Source organism: Flavobacterium fluvii (assembly GCF_900129545.1).
GTDB lineage: Bacteria > Bacteroidota > Bacteroidia > Flavobacteriales > Flavobacteriaceae > Flavobacterium > Flavobacterium fluvii.
This window is the reverse complement of record NZ_FQWB01000003.1, coordinates 357693-379231: the sequence shown is the minus strand read 5'-3', so window position 1 is coordinate 379231 and position 21539 is coordinate 357693. Positions and strand designations below refer to the sequence as shown.

Genomic DNA, 21539 nt, shown 5'->3' with positions numbered 1-21539 from the left:
TTTCTCAAAATAAAATACTTTTGTATAAAAAACATTATGAAATATGGAATTTGAACTAACAATCATTATACCCGTTTATAACGAAGAAGGTAATCTTGATCGTATGCATCAAGAAATGAACGTATTTCTGAAAATCGCCAAGAAAAAGTCCAAAATTTTATTTGTAAATGATGGATCGAAAGACAATAGTCAATCTTTGATTGAAAAAATCTGTGCCAACAACGAAGAATTCACGTTCATCACTTTCGAAAAAAACTGTGGTTTGAGTGCTGCCGTCAAAGCGGGTTTTGATTATGCCGATACTCTATGGGTGGGTTACATCGATGCCGATTTGCAAACAGCTCCCGAAGATTTCAATATTTTAATAGACTACACCGATGAATTTGATTTGGTTACCGGAGTGCGCTCCAACAGAAAGGATTCATTTGTAAAAAATATGTCTTCCCTAATTGCCAATGGCATTCGAAGAGCTTTTACAAATGACGGAATAGACGATACCGGTTGTCCGTTAAAAATAATCCGAACGGACATGGCCAAAAAAATACCCATGTTCAACGGACTGCACCGATTTTTGCCTGCCATGATTTTATTGCAAAATGGCAAAATCAAGCAAACTCCCGTAAGACACTTTCCAAGAGTGGCAGGAGTTTCAAAATTCAATCTTTGGAACAGACTTTTAGGTCCATTGCAAGATTGTTTCGCCTATTTATGGATGAAGAAAAAGTACCTTAATTACCGCGTGGCAAAACAGGGATAATGAACCAATATTTAATATATTCCATAGGTTTTTTGGCTCAAATATTATTTTCGAGCCGAATGATTTTGCAATGGATAATCTCCGAAAAAAACAAAAAAGTGATTAATCCAGTATTGTTTTGGGAAATCAGTTTGTTGGCTTCGTTCCTATTATTTGTTTATGGTTATTTAAGACACGATTTTTCAATTATGCTTGGACAATCTATAACTTACTACATTTACATTCGCAACATTCAATTACAAAATGATTGGACGAAAATCCCAACTTTTTTGCGTTGGTTTATATTGATTTTTCCAGCATTTATAGTTTGGTACGGTTACAATAATAATGTCATAGATGTCGATCATTTATTCAAGAACGAAAACATTCCGCAATGGCTATTGTTCCTAGGTATATTTTCACAGATCCTTTTTACCTTTCGATTTATTTACCAATGGATTTATTCCGAAAAAATCAAAAGTTCTGTCTTGCCAATGGGTTTTTGGGTCATTAGTTTAATTGGTTCCGTATTGATTTTTATTTATGCCATAATACGGAAAGACCCTGTTTTATTTGTAGGAAACGCTATGGGATTGGTGGTTTATTCACGAAATATAATTATCATAAGAAAAGATGTCAAACTTAAAGCATAAATACGTCTTGTGGCTTTTATTGGTTTCTTGCTTCATGCTTATCCCACATTTAAGCGTTATTGAAGTGGACATCATGGAGGCCAGAAACTTTATCACGGCCAGAGAAATGGTGAAGAACAACAATTGGATATTGACCACCATCAATGATATGCCACGTTACGAAAAACCGCCGTTGCCTACATGGTTGACAGCCGAATTTGGCAAGTTTTTTGGATTTGAAAACATTTTTGGATTGCGATTGCCCGTGGTTTTAATTACATTGTTATTGGTATTCAGCACCCACAAATTATCCGAAAAATTAGGACTGGACAAACAACAGAATTTTCACAACGGGCTCATTTTAATCACTTCCTTTTACATCTATTTTGCGGGTAGGGACAATCAATGGGATATGTACACCCATAGTTTCATGATGGTTTGCATTGTCTTTTTCTGGAAGTTTCTAAACGATAAAAACCATTCCTTCCTCAATGCTTGTTTGGCTGGATTATTTTTTGGGTTGTCCTTCCTGAGCAAAGGCCCCATTTCAGTTTATGGCTTATTATTGCCTTTCTTGATAGCGTATGGCATCATTTACAAATTTGAATTAAACGACAAAAAATTTTATGTTTTTTTAATTTTACTAATCGGATTTTGCATTGGCTTGTCGTGGCCTTTGTATGTACGGTATATAGACCCAGAAACAGTTTCAAGGGTTACCAAACTAGAAAGCAGCCGATGGGGAAGTTACAACGTCAGGCCGTTTTACTATTATTGGGACTTTTTTGTCCAATGCGGAATTTGGACAGTTCCTGCATTTATAGCACTATTATATCCGTATTTAAAAACCAGGGTCAGCAATTTAAAAGCCTATCAATTTACTTTAATCTGGACATTGGCCGCAGTAGTTTTACTTTCGATAATTCCTGAAAAAAAATCAAGATATTTATTACCCGTACTAATTCCGTTGGCTTTAAACACTGGATTTTATATTGAGTATTTGATTCGCAATTTTAAAAACATCAGCTTGAAAATTGAAAAAGCAGTAATCAATTTCGCTTTCGGATTGATTGCAATTATCTGCGTAGCCATTCCAGTTGGATTATTCATAAAGATAAAAAATGACCTTGCTGGATTCGAATTATGGCTGATTGGATTAACCATTTCATTATTCATTTTAGGCTATCTTCTGTTCCAAAATCTCAGAAACAAAAACTTTTTGAACGTATTTTATGCTGTTGTGGGAGTTCAGGTAGCCATAATTGTTTTTGGCTTACCACTAACCAAAGCCGTCTTGATAAATCCTGAGTATCACAGTGCAAAAGAATTAAAAGAAAAAGAAAAAACCTTGGGCATAAAGACCTACGACATGAGTTATTTTACCCCAGAAATTGTATGGGATTACGGCTCCAGCATTCCAGTTTTACTAAATGAAAAAACCAATGAACTAAACTTACCCTTGGAAGATAAATTTGGTTTATTGGCTTCAAAAACAGACAGTGTTCTTTCGAAAAAGAAACTGGAAGACTATAACTTGAAAAAGATAACCACCGTTGATTTGAATAGAGTTCCAAAGGAATCAAAAAAACACAACGACCGATTGTTCAGGATTTATTATCTAGCCACAAAAAAATAGTTTTACTCTTTCTCGTAACGTTCCATTTCTCGGTCATAAAATGCGTTAGCTTGCTCAATTAAGCCTTCCATTTCTGCATTGAGTTCACCTTCGTCAAGATCTTCGGCTTCTTCCATAAATTCCACTTCATCGTCTTTTAGATTGATGATGAATCTAGGATAATCAAGGTGAATGATGAAAATATCTTCGGGAAAATCAGTGTTGTCGCCCAGTAAAAATTTTGGTAATTCCATATTGTAATTTTAGATTTTTGAATTTATGTTTTAGATTCCTATTGGAATTTCAAACCTCGTAAAGTTAATTATTTATCAGACAAAATTACTGTACACTTCCTCTTTTCCCGTAAAAATAATTTTGGTGTTTGGTGAAGTTGCAATTTCTTTTTTGTGCTTAATTTTAGGCGTTTTCCAATACCAATCTTTTGGTCAAACTCGCAAAGCGAATATACAAAAACAAAGCAGCTGCCGTCAATCCCGCCAACAATCCTATCCAAATTCCGGTTGCCCCCATATCAGTCTTCGTTCCTAAATAATACGAAATTGGAAAACCAATAAGCCAATAGGCCACAAAGGTAATGTACATTGGAATTTTGACATCTTGCAAACCTCTCAAAGCACCGAGAACAACTACCTGAATTCCGTCCGAAATCTGGAATACGGCTGCCACCAAAAGCAATTTGGCCGCAATTATTATTATTTCTGCATTATCAAATTGTTGTGAGGCATCGGACATATTCAAAAATAAATGCGGAAGAAAATTATGCGAAATCACGAAAACAAGACCAAAGAAAATTTCCACAATTATCGCCAATAAAAAAATGGAGCGAGCCACAGTTATCAATTGTTTGTAATCTTTCATCCCTTTGGCATTACTAACTCGAATCATCGCCGCAACGCTAAAACCCATGGCCACCATAAATGTGGAGGAGGCAAGAGTTAGCGCAATTTGGTTTGCCGCCTGACTGTTCTTGCCAAGTGAACCCGAAAGCCATATCGCCGCAGTGAACAACGTCACTTCAAACAGCATTTGCAATGCCGAAGGAAAACCAAGATTAATGATTTTCTTCAAGATAGATTTCTTGATTTCCTTGAAAGTAAAATTCTTGAAATAGCGTTTGAAAGCTTCATTTTTCCGAAGAATAAAATGCATGAAAACCACCATCATGATTCTGGAAATCACGGTTCCCAATGCAGCTCCCAGAATCCCCAATTTTGGAAAACCCCAAATACCATAAATCAACACATAATTAAAGAAAACGTGAACCACGTTGGCCAAATAAATGGCGTACATCGAATATTTGGTCTGCGACAAACCATCTGCAAATTGTTTGTAACCTTGAAAAATAATCATCGGAATCAACGAAAATGCAACCCAATCAATATAAGGTGCAGCCAAATCCACAACCGCTTCGGGTTGGTTCATCAATCTCATTATGGGTTTTGCCAAAACAATCATAATGAATATGGCAATTCCCAAAATTGTACACAGCAGCAATCCGTGATGAAAAGTAGTCCTGATTTTCTTGTCATCTTTCTCGGCATCTGCTTCCGCAATCAAAGGGGTTATGGCTGTGGAAAACCCAATTCCCAGCGACATTCCGATAAAGATGAAACTATTGCCTAAAGAAACTGCGGCCAACTCGGTAGAACCAAGATTTCCAACCATAAAATTATCGACAATCCCTATCAAGGTATGCCCGAGCATCCCCAAAATAACGGGATAAGCCAATGTTAAATTATAAGAAAACTCTTTTGTGTACTGGGATAAATTCAATTTGTTTTTTTTAGTTGGCAAAGGTAATCAGAACTAATTGATTCATTCAATACTATTGCATTAATAATGACTTATTTATAGATAATAATCCAAAAATTATGTAACAAACACACGCAATTCTATAATATCTGCAATAGTTAACTGCCCTACTTTTGCAGTGTTGTCAGAAAAGTGCAACACTAAAAAATAAATTTTTAATAACCCCAAAATTCAAAATTATGAAAACTACAGAAAAAATTAAAATTGTATTGGTATTGGCAATCTCGACAATGTTCGCAACTAATTCCCATGCACAAGAAGCAGCAAATACTAAAAACTATGATCAAGGATTTCGTTTGGGAGTTGGGCTAAATGCAGGTTATGCAGCTCACGATCCTTTTAAATTAACATTGGGTGGTGATGCAAGGTTACAGTATGACCTTTCAAAAAGATACTCTGTAACACTTACAACCGGATATTCAAATCTATTTGTGAGCGAAGCCGACGGGAATGATTTAGGATTTATTCCTGCAAAAGCTGGTTTTAAAGCTTTCGTTTGGAATGACCAATTTTATGTAATGGGTGAAGTTGGTGCAGCTTTTGCAGTGTCAAATAATTATGACCAAACCTCATTACTTTTAGCGCCAAGTATTGGTTATGCAACAAAATGCATCGACATCTCCTTGAGATATGAGCATTACAATGACTTTGAAAGATTAAATAACAATGGATCACAAGGTATTGGTGTTGGCCAATTAGGTGTTCGTGTAGCATATGGTTTTAAATTGTAAAAAAGATAATTCTTAAAAAAATGCGCTGTAATTCAGCGCATTTTTTTTGTGAAAAAATTTTCGCTTTCAGTTCAGGTTGCTACTAAATACCTTATTTTTGAAGAGCTTATTTCTGTCATTCACGACAAATGAAATTCACTGAACTCCTATGAAAATAGAAGTTTGTGAAGTAATATTTTTCAAAAAATATTTTTTAATGGAACAATTCACAATCGAATTCTTGTACAAAATCATCGGAATTGGTTCTGCTTCAGGACTCGTTTACAAAGACGATTCCTTGTTCATCATTTCAGACAACAGTTCTTTTCTTTATGAATATCAAGTTCAGGAAAAACAACTTTCGAAAATAAAACTATTCAAAAACAACCAGGAAAATATTTCCAAAAAAGACAAATTCGATTTTGAAGCCATTGCTTTAAAAGGAAAAAAACTTCATCTTTTAGGTTCTGGTTCCACTCCCAAAAGAGAAAAAAGAATAACCTATAATCTTGACACAAACGAAGTAGCCGAAAAAAACTTGTCAAAATTGTACCAAAACCTAAAACAAACAACTTCCATTTCCGATGAGGAACTAAACATTGAAGGGGCATTATTCTGCAACGAAAAATGGCTTTTATTCCAAAGAGGAAATGGCGCTAATTCCAAAAACGGAATCGCAATACTAAACAACAAACTCAATAAAAACAGCACTATCGAGTTCGTCCCAATCCAATTGCCAAAAATAAAACAGATAGAAACTTCGTTTACCGATGCCATTTTGGTCGATGATAAAATTTACTTTTTGGCCACGGCCGAAAATACCACTTCCACTTATGATGACGGAGAAATTTTTGGAAGCAGCATTGGGAGAATGAATAACACAACTTTTGAAATCGAGTTCACCCAAAAAATATCCGACAACCAAAAATTTGAAGGATTGACGCTTTACAATAAAACCGAAACCAAAATCCAATTTCTGATTTGCGAAGACAATGATTCGGATGTTTTGGAAACAAATATTTACAAATTAACCATTCCATTAATATAACCTTTGTAAAAGTTTGAAGCTTTGACAAAGGTGTAAAATCCAAAAATATTTCAACTGCTTTCCAACCTTTTTCTCTTTTTAATCCTCTTTAGTAGAAAGACAACAATTGTGATAAACGAAAACTTAATTTCTGACTGCAAAAAAATGCACCGCGATGCCCAGCGTCAGGTGTATGAGCTTATGGCTCCCAAATTGTACCGCACTTGCAAGCGTTACCTAAAGAAAGAAGAAGAAATAGAAGAAGCCTTGGCCGACGCTTTCTATACTATTTTTACAAAACTTGACCAACTCAAAGAGTTTGGTGCTTTTGAAGCCTGGTCCCGAAAAATTACGGTCAATCATTGTTTGGCTACCATCAAGAAAAACACCAATTTCAATTTGTATCTTGATGACGTCAAAATCCTTTCGCAACCTTTTACCGATGAAGTAACCGAACTCGAAGAGGAAGATTTACTGAATTTGCTCAATCACATTCCCGAAGGTTGCAAGACTATTTTTAATCTTTTCGTTATCGAAGGCTATGGCCACAAAGAAATCGCGGCCATGCTCAACATTTCCGAAGGCACATCCAAATCACAATTGAATGCTTCGAAAACCAAGCTAAAGGAATTAGTAAACAATTTGTATTACCAAAAAGCGAAATAGTCATGGACAATCAAGATAAAATATTCGAAAAAATAAAAAATGCTTCCCAAAAAGCAGGAGAAAAAGACTTTCCGGCATTCGAAAAAGTATGGCTGCGCGTGGAAGAAAAACTCGACAAAAAAGAAGATAAAAAAGCAATTATTCTTTGGAAAAAATGGGCAATTGCCGCTTCGCTCCTATTGTTTTTTTCTTTAGGTTACCAATTTCTCAAACCCGAATCAAACCCAATTGTTCCAAACGGAACGAAGGAAAACAACGTGGTTATACAAGAAAAACAAGACACAAACACCATTGAAAAACCATCCAAAAACATCAAACCAGATGCCGAAGCCATTCTGGAAAAACAGATTTCAAGACAAACTCCTTTGGTAGTAGCTGATACTTTTTCAGCAGTAAACCCTACTTCAAATGGAACTGGAATCGCAGCAGTTGAAGCAGATGACAATGTTTTGAATGAAGTGGTTGTCATTGGTTACGGAACACAAAAAAAATCATCTTTGACGGGAGCTGTTGCCACCGTGAAAAATAACCCCATGAAAGGAGAAACTATTGAAATTATGGGTAAAGAAAAAGTTGTTTTAACCCCCGAAAGCAAAAATGGTTCTGTTCCCCAAATTACTGTTGCCGATTTAGAAAAAGCTGAAGCTGCTTCCCTAAGCCAAGCCCTTCAAGGAAAAGTTGCTGGAGTTCAAGTCCAGGAGGCATCTTCTAGATATTCCGCAAAAGCAAAAGCAATGTCAAAAGCGGAAGCAGAGGCTAAATCAAAAGCAATGAAGATGGCAATGGCGGATTCAAAATCAAAAGAAATGGCAAACTTGGTATCAAAAGTGAGCTCACCAACAATATATGTTCGAGGAACAGGATCCATCGCAACAGCTAACGAACCTTTATATATTGTTGATGGAGTTCCTCTGGATTCTCCTTTATTAGAAATAAATCCAAATAACATCAAATCCATTGAGGTGCTTAAAGATGCTTCTGCAACTGCAATTTATGGAAGTCATGGCGCAAACGGAGTGGTCATCATAACAACGAAAAACGGAACTTATCAAAAACTTTCCCAAAAAGAACTCGAAAGAAGACTCAAAAAACTGGATAAAAACAGAAAGCCGGAAGTTGCTCCAAAATCTATCGAAGTTTCCCAAGAAGACTATGATAATTTTGTGGAAAACCAGTTTGAAAGTCCAAATACGGCACCTCTTTCCACTTTCTCTATTGACGTGGACAATGCTTCCTATACCAATGTAAGACGATTCATCAACAATGGACAAACCGTACCTAAAGATGCCGTGAGAGTCGAAGAAATGATGAATTTTTTCAAGTACAACTATCCACAACCACAAGACCAACATCCATTTTCGATTCATACCGAATACAGCAGTTGTCCCTGGAATCCAAAACATCAATTGCTGAAAATAGGTTTGCAGGGCAAAAATATCACAACGGAAAGTTTACCGGCTTCCAACTTGGTTTTCTTGATAGATGTTTCTGGCTCAATGAGTGATGCCAATAAATTGCCATTATTGAAACAATCGCTAAAAATCTTGGTAAACGAATTGCGCAAAAAAGACAAAGTAGCCATTGTGGTTTATGCCGGAGCAGCAGGAATGGTCTTGCCGCCAACAACCGGAGACGAAAAACAAACCATAATCAATGCTTTGGAGAATTTAAGTGCAGGCGGAAGCACGGCCGGTGGAGAAGGAATAGAGTTGGCTTATAAATTAGCCCAGGAAAACTTTATCAAAGGCGGAAACAACAGGGTAATTCTGGCAACTGACGGCGATTTTAATGTCGGCGCTTCTTCCAATACCGACATGCAAACCTTGATTGAAGAAAAAAGAAAATCAGGCGTTTTCTTGACTTGTTTGGGTTATGGAATGGGCAATTACAAAGACAGCAAAATGGAAACTTTATCCGATAAAGGAAATGGGAATTATGCTTATATCGACAATATTCAGGAAGCCAATCGTTTCTTGGGAAAAGAGTTCAAAGGTTCGATGTTTGCTATCGCCAAAGACGTGAAAATCCAAATCGAATTCAATCCAAAACAGGTACAAGCCTACAGATTGATTGGTTACGAAAACAGAAAATTGCGTCCCGAAGATTTCACGAATGACGCCATTGATGCGGGTGAGTTAGGAAGCGGACATACCGTTACGGCTTTGTATGAAGTGATTCCAACTGGAGTGAAAAGCGATTTTTTAAACAACCAACCCGATTTGAAATACACGAAAGTAGCCGCAAGCGAAAGTAATTATTCCGATGAACTGGCCACCATAAAATTTCGTTACAAAAAACCAGATGGAGATAAAAGTATTGAAATGGTAAAAGTGACAGAAAACAAATCCGTTCCGTTGAAAAATTCCTCTGATGATTTCAAATTTAGCGCTGCCGTTGCCTGGTTTGGATTGAAATTAAGAGATTCCAATCTGGTTCCCAACAAGACTACAGAAGACATCAAAAAACTGGCAAAAGAAGGATTGTCCAATGACGAAGACGGTTACAAAGCAGAATTTATCCGTTTGGTAGAAACCGTTAAATAAGATATTCCAAAAAAAAAAGTCCCGATAGTTATCAAAAACTATCGGGACTTTTTTTTAATTTTCAATTGAAACATTTAAACCCGAGACCACAGGTTGAACGGACGAAGTAAACTCCAGTCGAACACTTCCGTCTTCATCAATTTTGGTCAAATTGATTTCGTGTAAAGTGTTGGCCAATTCCGGGTTCCAAGGTGTTTTTACACGCACGTAATTCTCGGTAAAACCATGAATGTATCCCTCTTTATTTTCAGCTTCAAAAAGAACGGTTCTGTTCGTTCCTATCTGGCTATCATAAAAAGCACGACGTTTTTTAACCGACAATCCGCGCAACATTTTGCTGCGTTTGGCTCGAACATTGGCAGGAACAACTCCTTCCATATCAGCAGCTTCGGTATTGTCACGTTCTGAATAAGTAAAAACATGTAAATAGGAAATATCCATGTCATTCAAAAAATGGTAAGTTTCCAAGAAATGCTCATCGGTTTCTCCCGGGAAACCAACAATAACATCCACGCCAATACAAGCGTCAGGCATCACTTCTCTAATTTTATTCACGCGCTCCGTGTATATTTCGCGAAGGTAACGGCGTTTCATCAACTTCAGGATTTCATTGCTTCCGGATTGCAACGGAATATGAAAATGCGGCACGAAAGTTCGACTTTTGGACACAAACTCAATGGTTTCATTTTTTAATAAATTCGGCTCGATGGATGAAATTCGCAAACGCTCGATTCCTTCCACTTTGTCCAATTCTTGAACCAATTCCAGGAAAGTATGTTCATGTTTTTTGTTGCCGAATTCTCCTTTTCCGTAATCGCCTATGTTTACGCCAGTCAAAACAATTTCTTTGATATTCTGGGCGGAAATTTCTTTGGCATTTTTCAATACGTTTTGCAATTCATCGCTTCGGGAAATTCCTCTCGCCAATGGAATCGTGCAATAGGTACATTTGTAATCACAACCATCTTGTACTTTCAAGAAAGCACGGGTTCTGTCTCCAATGGAATAACTGCCTACATAGAAATCGGCTTCTTCAATTTCGCAAGAATGCACTTCTCCAAAATCGTTTTTGGATAAATCGTTGATGTAATCGGTAATTTTAAACTTTTCTGTAGCTCCCAAAACCAAGTCAACTCCGTCAACATTAGCCAATTCTTCGGGTTTTAATTGGGCATAACAACCAATGGCGGCAACAAAAGCTTTGTCATTGAGTTTCATCGCTTTTCGCACGACTTGCTTGAATTGTTTATCGGCATTTTCGGTTACCGAACAGGTATTGATGACATACATATCGGCCACTTCTTCAAAATCGACGCGGTCAAAACCTTCGTCCTGAAAACTTCTGGCAATGGTCGAAGTTTCCGAAAAATTCAATTTGCACCCAAGGGTATAAAAGGCAACTTTTTTTCTGTTTTCCATAAAATAGCTCAATTAATGAAATCGTTGTCAAAAAATTGAGGTTGCAAATTTACAAACAAAAAACTTTAAAATGAAATCAATAGTAATCTAAGAAAAACAAGTGCTAAATCATACGCATAGACGCTAATTTTTTTATTTTTTCATATTAATAATCAATCACTTACATTATTTTAATATATATTTACATCGAAGTAAGAATAGTTTGCAAATTCACAAAGGAAACCCAAGAAATAAACAGACAAAATTTCGCAAATTTTCTACAATTAATAACAAACTTAAAACCATAATTTTATGAAAAAAGTTATTCTACATCTTGCAGTATTTATTAGTATGGTTACTGTTGCCGTTGCGCAGACAAAAACCAACAAAACTGAAACTCCAATTTTAGACCGAGAGTTGTTTTTTGGAAATCCAGAAATTGCTGGTGGACAATTAAGTCCTGATGGAAAATATATTTCTTTTATGAAGGAATATGAAGGTATTATGAATATTTGGGTCAAAAAAATCGATGAACCATTTGAAAAAGCAAGGCCACTTACTAACAGTAAACGCCCAATGCAAGGTTATTTTTGGTCGTATGATGCAAAATATATCTTGTATGTAAAAGACGAAAATGGGGATGAAAACATAAATATATTTGCTGTTGACCCCATGGCTACGGCAGAAGCAAATAAAGTTCCTGTATCTAGAAATCTAACTCCATTAAAGGGAATTGCGGCAGGAATAAACTTAGCCAGCAAGAAAAATCCAGATTTAATGATGGTATTATTAAATGATAGGGATAAAGCTTGGCACGATTTATACCAGCTTAAAATTTCTACCGGTGAACTTACTAAAATATATGAAAACAAAGATAGAGTTACTGGTTTTGACTTTGATTGGGATGAAAACCTGAGGGTTCTTTCTAAAACTGATGAAAAGGGAATCACCATAACATATAAAAAAGAAGGTGATAAACTAACTCCAATTTATGAAACCTCAGTTACAGAACAAGCTTATATTGCCGGCTGGACACCCGACAACAAACAAGCCTATTTCGTTAGCAACAAAGGAGACTTAAACCTCTCTACTTTGCTCTTAATGAATTTAGAAACTCAAAAAATCACCAAAATAGAAAGTGACCCAAAAAACAAAGTTGATTTTGGAGGACTTTCCACAAGCGATTTGACCCATAAAATTATTTCTACATCCTATACAGATGATAAAACCACTTATTACTGGAAAGATAAAAATTGGGAATCTAGCTATAAATTTTTACAATCTAAATTCCCGGGGAGACGAGTATACTTCCAAAGTTCAACAAATGATGAAAAGAAATTATTAGCAGCAATTACTGGAGATAAATACGCTTCCGAATTATACTTTTTTAATACTGAAACCAAAGAATTACTTCTGCAATATGTAGCAAGACCCGCTTTAAAAAAAGTAGAACAGTATTTGGCCGAAATGAAACCAGTGAGCTATAAAAGTAGTGACGGAATGGAAATCACAGGCTATTTAACCCTTCCTGTGGGCTCAAATGGCAAGAATTTACCCGTGATAATGTTAATCCACGGCGGACCAAAAGGCCCCAGAGACAATTGGGGATACAATGCAGAGGTACAATTTCTTGCAAATAGAGGTTATGCGGTTTTGCAACCTAATTATAGAGCAAGTGGTGGTTTCGGAAAAAACTTCTTGAACGCTGGTGACTTACAATGGGGAAAATTAATGCAAGATGACATCACTTGGGGTGTGAAATATTTAATTGAACAAGGAATTGCCAATAAAGATAAAGTTGCCATTATGGGAGGAAGCTATGGTGGCTATGCAACTTTGGCAGGATTAGCTTTTACTCCAGACTTGTATGTTTGTGGTGTTGACATTGTTGGACCAAGTAATATTTTTACTCTATTGGAATCAATTCCTGCTTATTGGGAAGCAGGAAGGGCAAGACTCTATGCAATGGTTGGTGATCCAAAAACAGAAGACGGTAAAAAAAGAATGCAAGAAGCAAGTCCATTGTTTAGTGCCGATAAAATTGTGAAACCCTTATTAATAATTCAAGGGGCAAACGACCCAAGAGTTAAAAAAGCCGAAGCGGAACAAATTGTTGTTGCTTTGAGAGAAAAAGGGAAACAAGTTTCCTACCTACTGGCTGATGATGAGGGTCACGGTTTTAGAAAACCTGTAAATAGTATGGCAATGTATGCTGAAACAGAAAAATTCTTGGCGGGGATTCTTGGCGGGAAATATCAACAAGATATGCCAGAAAATGTATCCAAACGTTTAAAAGAAATAACTGTTGACATTTCTAAAGTTACATACGAGCCTAAAAAATAAATATTGTAAATAATATAAAAACAGGAGTTACAAAGCTATGTAACTCCTGTTTTTATATTATTTATTACTCTTTCCTCCAAATTTTGGTTTCATCAAATATGTTTAGCTTTTAAATTTTTTCACTTTACCTGCAAAATTATATAGGATGCCAATATGGAAACTGTTTTTGAAAGTCACACCCTTTGTTTCATAAAAAAGCATTCCACAATCAAGGGAAAAATTTCCTTTGCCAAAGGGACGATCATCAAATGAATAATTATAAAACATATAATTAATTCCTATATGAAAATATTCGGTAGCTTGAAGTATCATTATATCATCAGGACTTGATGATGATGAATTCAAATCTTTACACCACAGCGACCCTCCAGCATATAAATTGACCATCGATGGAATTGAACCTCCATTTGTTTCATGTTTTTTTGATATATAAATTGGAAAATAGATATAAATAGGAGCTATTGTACTTATTTCAACTATATCTTGTAAACCAAAATATTCAAAAAATTTGGTCCCAAATCCCAATCCGCCAAGAGAACTAGTTCCCATACTTAAAGGTACTAATGAGACTTGTCCAAAGACACCATTTTTATTTAGTAATTCAGATTTAAAAGAATAACCACCAAAGCCTAATTCAGCAAAAGAAGCCTTAGTCCAATATTCATGAATTTTAGACTTCTTTTGATTATTATCAGTAACTTTAACTGAATCAATCTTTGTTAAAGATTTTTCGGAAGAATTATTTATAAAATTACCTTCTAAAGGCTTCTTGGTATCGCTATCATTAATTGTTTGTGAAAAAGACATTAATGAGCAAATAAACACAACTGATATGAGAATTATTTTCATGAAATCATTTTTTAAAACAACTTACACTTTGAAATAATTCCAAAAATACCAATTTTATCTGCATAATAATCAGCATTATACCAATTTATCAGGCTTACATAATTTTTATATTGTGCATTCCTATTTCAAAACAAGTTAAATTAGAATACACAAACAAGACTTACTCTTTCCTCCAAATTTTGGTTTCATCAAAAACATGTTGCAAAATAGCGGCTTCTTTTTCGTCAAATTCAATATTTCTTCGACTCATGACCAATCGAGCCGTTTCAAACGCTTTTCGGGTCATGTAAACGGTAAAACCTGCAGCTCCTCCCCATGAAAAACTTGGCACGAAGTTGCGCGGAAATCCGGCTCCGAAAATATTGGCACTCACTCCAACCACCGTTCCCGTATTGAACATTGTGTTGATACCGCATTTACTATGGTCCCCCATCATCAATCCACAAAACTGGAGCCCCGTTTTTTCAAAAGATTCGGTTTCATAGTTCCACATTTTCACTTCTTCGTAGTTGTTTTTCAGGTTTGAATTATTACTGTCAGCACCAATATTACACCATTCTCCCAGAACGGAATCCCCTAAAAATCCTTCGTGTCCTTTATTGGAATAAGCAAAAATAACGGAGTTCTTTACTTCCCCGCCAATTCTGGAATAAGGACCAACGGTTGTTGCTCCATAAATTTTGGACGCCATTTTAACAGAGGCATTTTCGCATAAAGCAAATGGACCACGAATAATGGTACCTTCCATTATTTCGGTGTTTTTTCCAATATAAATGGGCCCTGAAGAAGCATTCAGTGTTACAAACTCCAACTTTGCCCCTTCTTCTATAAATATATTTTCTTTGGCAATGGTATTGACACTTTTAGGAATCGGTTGTGATATTCTGTCTTCTGTTAAAAGTTCGAAATCCTCTCGAATCGCAGCATCATTTTTGGAAAAAATATCCCAAGTATGTTCTATTCTTATGCAGTCGCCTTCGAACTCTATAATTTCATAGGTTTCAAAATTTACTTCTTGCTGATTTTCGTGGGTATGAAAAGCAATAACATCATCCCCTTTAAAAATGGCTTGGTTTGTTTCAAGATTACCGACCATTTCCGCCAAAATTGCATTGGGAAGAAAGGACGCGTTTATCATGACATTCTCCTCCATTTCCACCATTGGAAATTTTCCGGATAAATATTCCTCGGTTATTGTTGTCGTGGTCGAACCCAGACGCATTTCCCATTTTTGACGAATCGTCATGATGCCAACAAGAATATCGGCAACTGGACGCGTGAAGGTAAAAGGCAACAAAGCGTTTCTGGCTGGCCCGTCGAAAAGTATATAATTCATAATATGTTTTTTTTTTGTTAGAGATAAGTCAAGACTCGTCCGTACTTACGGATTCCAAAGTTACAAAGTTTTGGATAGCAATAAAAATAAAAAAAGCCCCACAAACTGTGAGGCTTCCTATGTTATCAAACTGATAAATATTATTTACCGTGTTTAGCGTATTTAGTTTTGAATTTATCAATACGTCCTGCTGTATCAATAAGTTTAGATTTACCTGTGTAAAAAGGATGAGAAGTTCTAGAAATCTCCATTTTTACAACTGGATATTCAACACCGTCAACAGTGATTGTTTCTTTTGTATCTGCAGTAGATTTAGTGATAAAAACCTCTTCATTCGACATATCTTTGAAGGCAACTAATCTGTAATTTTCTGGGTGAATTCCTTTTTTCATCTTTTTTTTATTTATTTTTTTGAGCGTTTTAATTTTGAAGCTTTCTCGTACTTAGAAAAAGGTGTAAATGCAACTACTCTTTTTGTTTAAAACTTTTTAATTATTTTGAGTTTGCAAATTTACACTAATTTTTCAATAAACAAATCTTTGTATCGCTTTTTTTATATAATTGTAAAAACCGATTTTTATCCGGGAATATATTGGGAATTGCTATATTTGTGGATTAATAAATAAATACTTTCAACCATGAATGAAATTATAAAGAAAAACGGGATTTCTTACGGGATTATCACAGGTATTGTGAGTGCATTAATTACAACGGCTATCTATTCAATTGATTTAAATCTTTTTGTAAAATGGTGGTTAGGGATTATCATTTTTTTAGTCTACATCATTATTGGGATAGTATTATTATCAAAAACAAAAAAAGAACTAAAAGGTATTTTCTCTTTCAAAGAAGCATTTACCACTTATTTTATCTCTGCTGTCATAGGAATATTGATCTCTGTAGGTTTCAACATCCTTCTATTTAATGTCATAGACCCTTCTGCAAAAGATACATTAAACGACATCTTCATTAAATATACTGTTGAAATGTTACAAAAAATTGGCACACCTTCATCTGCAATTAATGAAGCTGCCAAAAAAATGCAAGAAAACAACCCTTATTCAACAATTGAACTAATGAAAGGATCTATATACAGCATAGTTGGAAGTGCTCTTTTTGGATTACTACTGGCTTTAATCTTTAAAAGCAAACCTACTCAAGAATAAAAATATAAATGAATTTATCCATACTCATTCCGCTTCTCAACGAAGACGAATCGCTTAAAGAACTCTATACCTGGATTCTCTCCATAATGAAATCCAACAATTACACTTATGAAGTTATTTTCATAGATGATGGCAGCAAGGACAATTCTTGGTCCATAATCGAAGAATTATCCTCAGAAAATCCGAATGTAAAAGGCATTCGTTTCATGAAAAATTATGGAAAATCGCAGGCCTTGCACGCTGGTTTTGCAAAAGCACAAGGCGATGTCATTATCACGATGGATGCCGATTTACAAGACAGTCCGGAAGAAATTCCGGGATTATACGAAATGATTACTTCTCAAAATTTTGACCTGGTTTCAGGTTGGAAAAAGAAAAGATACGATTCAGTTGTTGCCAAGAATCTTCCTTCCAAATTGTTCAATTGGGCTGCCAGAAAAACTTCGGGTGTACAATTAAACGATTTTAATTGCGGATTGAAAGCCTACAAGAATGTCGTGGTGAAAAATGTGGAAGTTTCGGGTGAAATGCACCGTTATATCCCCGTTTTGGCAAAAAATGCGGGCTTCAATAAAATTGGCGAAAAAGTGGTGCAACACCAAGCCAGGAAATATGGAGAGACCAAGTTTGGCATGGAACGTTTCATCAATGGTTTTCTGGATTTAATTACCATTTGGTTCTTGTCAAAATTTGGAAAAAGACCAATGCACTTGTTCGGGGCCATTGGGTCCGTAATGTTTATTATAGGTTTTTTTGCTGCTGGTTTTATTGGCTGTTCAAAACTATACCATATGTATAACGGAATGCGATATAGTTTAGTGACCAATAATCCTTGGTTTTATATTGCGCTAACCACGATGGTTTTGGGAACACAATTATTCTTGGCAGGATTTCTGGGCGAAATCATTTTGAGAACCAAGAACAATGAAGAGCGATACAAGGTTTCGAAGGAAATAAATTAAACAAACTTTGAGGACACAATTTGTGACCTCAAAAAAATATTCAAATTTAAAAGTATAATAAAATGGAAATCAAAGCAAACATTTTAGACGCAGTAAACGAATGGCTTACACCAACATTCGACAAAGCAACACAAGAAGCCGTTACAGCAATGATGACTTCCTCTCCAAAAGACTTGGAAGAAAGTTTTTACAAAAACCTGGAATTTGGAACAGGCGGAATGCGTGGTGTTATGGGCGTTGGAAACAATCGCATCAACAAATACACGCTTGGAAAAAGCACCCAAGGACTTTCTGATTATTTGAAAATTGCCTTTCCAAACCAACCTTTGAAAGCCGTTATCGCTTTCGACTGTCGTCATAACAGTAAATCGTTGGCGAAAGTGGTTGCCGATGTTTTCTCTGCGAATGGAATCCAGGTTTATTTATTTTCGGATTTGCGACCAACTCCAGAATTGTCCTTCGCATTAAAACATTTGGGTTGCCAATGCGGAATTGTATTAACAGCATCCCACAATCCACCTGAATACAACGGTTACAAAGTATATTGGGAAGATGGTGGACAAATCGTTCCTCCGCAAGACGGCGACATCATCAATACTATTGAAAACTTGAATTACAACCAAATCAAGTTTGACGCCAACGAAAATTTGATTCAATACATAGATGCCGAAATTGATCAGGCTTTCATAAAATCGACTATCGAAAATGCCAGTTTTGGAACGCCGCAAGCAGCGAAAGACAATCTTAACATTGTCTTTACTTCCTTACACGGAACTTCGATTACTTTGGTTCCCGATACTTTTGCACAAGCAGGATATAAAAACGTGAACATTGTTGAAGAACAAAGAGTTCCAAATGGCGATTTCCCAACCGTAAAATCTCCAAATCCCGAAGAGCCGGAAGCTTTGACATTGGCATTGGCATTGGCAGACAAAACCAATTCCGATATTGTTGTTGGAACAGACCCAGATTGTGACAGATTAGGTGTTGCGGTTAGAAACAACGAAGGCAAAATGATTTTGTTGAATGGAAACCAAACCATGATTTTGATGACCGCCTTTTTATTGAAAGAATGGAAAAAAGCGGGCAAAATTAATGGAAAACAATTCGTTGGTTCCACCATTGTTTCCACTCCAATGATCATGGAATTGGCTTCGGCTTACGAAGTGGGTTTCAAAGTAGGCTTGACAGGTTTCAAATGGATTGCCAAAATGATCAAGGATTTCCCGGAATTGGAATTCATTGGCGGTGGCGAAGAAAGTTTTGGATATATGGTGGGCGATGCCGTTCGTGACAAAGATGCCGTTGCCGCCACTTTATTGATTTGCGAATTGGCTGCTCAGGTAAAAGCCAACGGAAGCAGCGTTTACAAAGAATTATTACAATTATATGTAGAACACGGTTTTTACAAAGAACACCTAATTTCTCTTACCAAAAAAGGAATGGACGGATTAGCCGAAATCAACCAAATGATGGTGACAATGCGTAATAATCCCGTAAAAGAAATCAATGGTCAACGAGTGGTTATGTTGGAAGATTACAAATCGTCTGTTGCCAAAAATTTATTGACTGGCGTAGAAGAAACATTGGACTTTCCTAAATCGGATGTATTGATTTATTACACCGAAGATGGTTCCAAGATTTGCGCCAGACCAAGCGGAACTGAACCGAAAATTAAATTTTACATCAGCGTAAATACTGAATTGGACAGCGTAGAAAATTTCACGAAAGTGGAAACTGTTTTAGACAACAAAATCAAGAATATCATTACTGCCCTGCAGTTGAACTAATAAAATACAAATAATTTTTTCTAAAGACCCGACAGTTTTAAATATCTGTCGGGTCTTGAAGGTAAAAAACAATTTAAATGAATAATTTCAAGAAAATATTTCCATTTATACTTCCTTATAAAAAATATGCCTACCTGAATATATTTTTTAATATTCTGTATGCAGTTTTCGGCACACTTTCTTTTGTGTCCTTGATGCCCATGATGGATGTTTTATTTGGGCAATCGAAAAAAAATTACATTCTTCCAACTTATAAAGGACTTTCAGGATTAAAAACATATTTGTCTGATTATTTAAGTTATTATTTAACTTCAATTACCGACACAAACGGAATTGGTTACACACTGTCCATATTAGTGGCAGGAATCATTACCATCTTTTTGTTGAAAAATTTATGTGATTATCTGGCCATGTTTTTTATCACCTTTTTACGAAATGGCGTTTTGAGGGATATGCGAAATGCCATGTACAAAAAGACGATTGAATTGCCATTGGCTTTCTATTCCGAAAAAAGAAAAGGAGACGTAATTGCTAGAATTTCCGGCGATGTCAACGAAGTTCAAACTTCTTTCTTGTCCATCCTGGAGCTTATTGTAAAAGAGCCTTTAACGATTGTGTTTACCTTGATTGCGATGGTCACCATCAGCGTGCAATTGACTCTTTTCGTGTTTATTTTCATCCCCGTTTCAGGTTATATTATCTCACTTATAGGCAAACAATTAAAAAGAAAATCCACAAAAGCACAAGAAGAGCAAGGCCAATTTTTATCAACAATTGAAGAAACTCTTGGAGGATTGAAAGTGGTAAAAGGATATAATTCCGAGAATTATTTCAACCAAGTTTTTCAAGAATCGACACAACGCTTTTTTACTTTATCGAATAGCATCGGCAACCGCCAAAACTTGGCTTCGCCTGCCAGTGAATTTATGGGAATTATGGTTATTGCCATTTTGCTTTGGTACGGAGGCCACATGGTTTTGATTGAACACAGCCTGAAAGGTGCCGCTTTTATCACCTATATGGGATTGGCATACAATATTCTTACTCCTGCAAAATCCATTTCGAAAGCTTCGTATGCCATCAAAAGAGGAAATGCAGCCGCAGAACGTGTTCTGGAAATTTTGGAACAAGAAAACCCAATAACCAGCAAAACTGATGCTGTGGAAAAATCAACTTTCAACACTGAAATTGTACTGCAAAACATCAACTTCAAATATGAAGAAGAAGCCGTTTTAAAGAATTTTTCGCTTACTGTAAAAAAAGGACAAACTATAGCTCTCGTTGGTCAATCCGGAAGCGGAAAAAGCACCATTGCCAATTTATTGACTCGTTTTTATGACGTGAATGAAGGAACAATTGCCATTGATTCCGTCAACATTAAGGACATAAATCTGCAATCGCTTCGCGGTTTGATGGGATTGGTTACCCAAGACAGCATTTTGTTCAACGACACCATAAAAGCCAATATTTCACTTGGAAAATTGGACGCAACAGATGACGAAATTATCGAAGCCTTGAAAATTGCCAATGCACATGAATTTGTCAAAGATTTACCTCTTGGAATTTACACCAACATTGGCGACAGCGGAAATAAACTTTCGGGAGGACAAAAACAACGATTGTCGATTGCCCGTGCCGTTTTGAAAAACCCACCTATAATGATTTTGGACGAAGCCACCTCGGCATTGGATACCGAGAGCGAAAAATTCGTGCAAGTTGCATTGGAAAACATGATGCAAAACAGGACTTCCATCGTGATTGCGCACCGTCTTTCAACCATTCAAAAAGCGGACAAAATCGTGGTAATGCAAAAAGGAGAAATTGTGGAACAAGGAACCCACGACGAACTAATTGCACTGAATGGAACTTATAACAAATTGGTAACAATGCAGTCTTTTGAATAGATAAAGAATTTAATAATTTAGATTCTAAA

18 protein-coding genes are annotated in these 21539 nt (G+C 36.1%); 12 read left to right on the top strand and 6 right to left on the bottom strand.

Features of this window, described 5'->3' with window-relative positions; translation table 11 throughout:
- Positions 1 to 43 precede the first annotated feature (43 nt).
- The 3 genes from BUC16_RS09495 to BUC16_RS09485 are packed head-to-tail and all read left to right on the top strand — an operon-like array spanning position 44 to position 3004.
- Complete coding sequence (locus tag BUC16_RS09495) at positions 44 to 757, top strand: glycosyltransferase family 2 protein (protein ID WP_073370089.1); 714 nt, start codon at positions 44 to 46, stop codon at positions 755 to 757.
- On the top strand, positions 757 to 1389 hold the full coding sequence (locus tag BUC16_RS09490) for a lipid-A-disaccharide synthase N-terminal domain-containing protein (protein WP_073370087.1): 633 nt from the start codon (positions 757 to 759) through the stop codon (positions 1387 to 1389). Before BUC16_RS09495 ends, BUC16_RS09490 begins: the two co-directional genes overlap by 1 nt.
- Positions 1370 to 3004, top strand: a complete 1635-nt coding sequence (locus tag BUC16_RS09485; protein WP_073370086.1) for an ArnT family glycosyltransferase — start codon at positions 1370 to 1372, stop codon at positions 3002 to 3004. Before BUC16_RS09490 ends, BUC16_RS09485 begins: the two co-directional genes overlap by 20 nt.
- 2 nt (positions 3005 to 3006) lie before the next feature.
- Here BUC16_RS09485 and BUC16_RS09480 read toward each other — a convergent pair whose 3' ends face one another.
- Both BUC16_RS09480 and BUC16_RS09475 read right to left on the bottom strand, forming a co-directional pair.
- Positions 3007 to 3237 carry a DUF8828 family protein gene (locus tag BUC16_RS09480; RefSeq protein WP_073370084.1) on the bottom strand — a complete coding sequence of 77 codons (231 nt, stop codon included), beginning with the start codon at positions 3235 to 3237 and terminating at the stop codon, positions 3007 to 3009.
- Between the two features lie 163 nt (positions 3238 to 3400).
- Complete coding sequence (locus BUC16_RS09475; RefSeq protein WP_073370245.1) at positions 3401 to 4777, bottom strand: MATE family efflux transporter; 1377 nt, start codon at positions 4775 to 4777, stop codon at positions 3401 to 3403.
- Between the two features lie 218 nt (positions 4778 to 4995).
- Between BUC16_RS09475 and BUC16_RS09470 the strand changes: the two genes are divergently transcribed.
- The 4 genes from BUC16_RS09470 (at position 4996) to BUC16_RS09455 (ending at position 9762) form a co-directional block, all read left to right on the top strand.
- Positions 4996 to 5547: a hypothetical protein gene (locus BUC16_RS09470; protein ID WP_073370082.1), complete on the top strand. Its 552-nt coding sequence runs from the start codon at positions 4996 to 4998 to the stop codon at positions 5545 to 5547.
- A 196-nt stretch (positions 5548 to 5743) separates the two neighbouring features.
- Positions 5744 to 6574 (top strand): DUF6929 family protein, encoded by an 831-nt coding sequence (locus BUC16_RS09465; RefSeq protein ID WP_073370244.1) that lies wholly within the window; start codon positions 5744 to 5746, stop codon positions 6572 to 6574.
- Between the two features lie 144 nt (positions 6575 to 6718).
- Complete coding sequence (locus tag BUC16_RS09460) at positions 6719 to 7219, top strand: RNA polymerase sigma factor (protein ID WP_073370081.1); 501 nt, start codon at positions 6719 to 6721, stop codon at positions 7217 to 7219.
- 2 nt (positions 7220 to 7221) lie between these two features.
- Entirely contained in the window at positions 7222 to 9762 is a 2541-nt protein-coding gene (locus BUC16_RS09455; protein WP_084546135.1) for a vWA domain-containing protein, read from the top strand.
- A gap of 54 nt (positions 9763 to 9816) precedes the next feature.
- On the opposite strand, the gene mtaB is transcribed toward BUC16_RS09455, so the two are convergent.
- Positions 9817 to 11181: a tRNA (N(6)-L-threonylcarbamoyladenosine(37)-C(2))-methylthiotransferase MtaB gene (gene mtaB, locus BUC16_RS09450; protein ID WP_073370079.1), complete on the bottom strand. Its 1365-nt coding sequence runs from the start codon at positions 11179 to 11181 to the stop codon at positions 9817 to 9819.
- 291 nt (positions 11182 to 11472) lie between these two features.
- On the opposite strand from mtaB, the gene BUC16_RS09445 reads away from it, so the two are divergent.
- Positions 11473 to 13503, top strand: coding sequence for a S9 family peptidase (locus BUC16_RS09445; RefSeq protein ID WP_073370078.1), 2031 nt, complete (start codon positions 11473 to 11475; stop codon positions 13501 to 13503).
- A gap of 102 nt (positions 13504 to 13605) precedes the next feature.
- Here BUC16_RS09445 and BUC16_RS09440 read toward each other — a convergent pair whose 3' ends face one another.
- From BUC16_RS09440 to BUC16_RS09430, 3 genes are all read right to left on the bottom strand, one after another.
- Positions 13606 to 14352 (bottom strand): hypothetical protein, encoded by a 747-nt coding sequence (locus tag BUC16_RS09440; protein WP_141226118.1) that lies wholly within the window; start codon positions 14350 to 14352, stop codon positions 13606 to 13608.
- Between the two features lie 160 nt (positions 14353 to 14512).
- Complete coding sequence (locus tag BUC16_RS09435; protein WP_073370075.1) at positions 14513 to 15688, bottom strand: GlmU family protein; 1176 nt, start codon at positions 15686 to 15688, stop codon at positions 14513 to 14515.
- Between the two features lie 140 nt (positions 15689 to 15828).
- Positions 15829 to 16080 carry a type B 50S ribosomal protein L31 gene (locus tag BUC16_RS09430; protein WP_073370073.1) on the bottom strand — a complete coding sequence of 84 codons (252 nt, stop codon included), beginning with the start codon at positions 16078 to 16080 and terminating at the stop codon, positions 15829 to 15831.
- A 246-nt stretch (positions 16081 to 16326) separates the two neighbouring features.
- Between BUC16_RS09430 and BUC16_RS09425 the strand changes: the two genes are divergently transcribed.
- The 4 genes from BUC16_RS09425 (at position 16327) to BUC16_RS09410 (ending at position 21510) form a co-directional block, all read left to right on the top strand.
- On the top strand, positions 16327 to 16854 hold the full coding sequence (locus tag BUC16_RS09425; RefSeq protein ID WP_073370072.1) for a DUF4199 domain-containing protein: 528 nt from the start codon (positions 16327 to 16329) through the stop codon (positions 16852 to 16854).
- Positions 16855 to 16862: 8 nt separating this feature from the next.
- Positions 16863 to 17816: a glycosyltransferase family 2 protein gene (locus BUC16_RS09420; RefSeq protein WP_073370070.1), complete on the top strand. Its 954-nt coding sequence runs from the start codon at positions 16863 to 16865 to the stop codon at positions 17814 to 17816.
- 62 nt (positions 17817 to 17878) lie between these two features.
- Positions 17879 to 19606, top strand: a complete 1728-nt coding sequence (locus BUC16_RS09415) for a phospho-sugar mutase (protein WP_073370068.1) — start codon at positions 17879 to 17881, stop codon at positions 19604 to 19606.
- 77 nt (positions 19607 to 19683) lie between these two features.
- Positions 19684 to 21510 carry an ABC transporter ATP-binding protein gene (locus tag BUC16_RS09410; RefSeq protein ID WP_073370067.1) on the top strand — a complete coding sequence of 609 codons (1827 nt, stop codon included), beginning with the start codon at positions 19684 to 19686 and terminating at the stop codon, positions 21508 to 21510.
- Positions 21511 to 21539 lie beyond the last annotated feature (29 nt).